Source organism: Streptomyces sp. AC627_RSS907, from assembly GCF_019049165.1.
Map to the genome: position 1 here is coordinate 1 of NZ_JAGMUE010000922.1, position 708 is coordinate 708.

Here is a 708-nt window from a genome sequence, read left to right on the forward strand (position 1 = left end):
GCCGGGAGTGGTGCCGTCGGCGACCACTATCCGGGTCACCGAGGCGGCGGGACCGGCATCCCCGCGCACTGCGCGTTCCGGGGTGCCGCAGAGGTCACGCTTGGCGCGACCCTACCCCACCAGCGTGCTGACCGCAGCAGTGACGAAGGCCCCCGCACGCACCCGCGCACCCGCACCCACGCGCCCGCCCGCACGCACCCGGTCGCAGCGCGCCGCCGCCAACGGACGCAGGGCGGCACACGGCCGCGTCACGGAGCGGGGGCGTCCGGGTCGGGGGTGGCGGCGTGGGGCGTGGTCGGGCCTGCCGTGCAGTCCAGGATCAGCAGGTGCGGGCGGTCGAGGTAGTCACGCCAGTACGCGTCACCGAACCGCTGTCGCCCCTCGTCGGAGACGCGTGGCCGGACCCGTTCGACCGTGTCGAACCCGGCGCGACGCAGCGCCCGTTCGATGGTCGGCGCCGACCACCGGCGTACGTCGAGCGGGATGACGGTGTCCGCCCACCGGAGCGTCAGCCGGATCGGCGCCCCGTCGGCCGCCGCGCCGTCGGCGTCCGGGAGCGCGGAAACCTCGAACCCGTACGCGTCGTAGTACCCGGGCTCCGCGGAGATGTCCGGGTCGAGCGTGGCGGCGACGAGGCGTCCGCCGGAGGGGTCGAGCGCCCGGCGCGCCGTGCGGCACATGGTGGTCAGCTCCTCCTCCGTGGCCGCG

The 708-nt window shown here is 76.3% G+C and carries 1 pseudogene; it reads right to left on the reverse strand.

The window, feature by feature from the left end:
- Positions 1 to 248 precede the first annotated feature (248 nt).
- Positions 249 to 708, reverse strand: a pseudogene (locus KUM32_RS39470) (hypothetical protein); the annotation flags it as partial.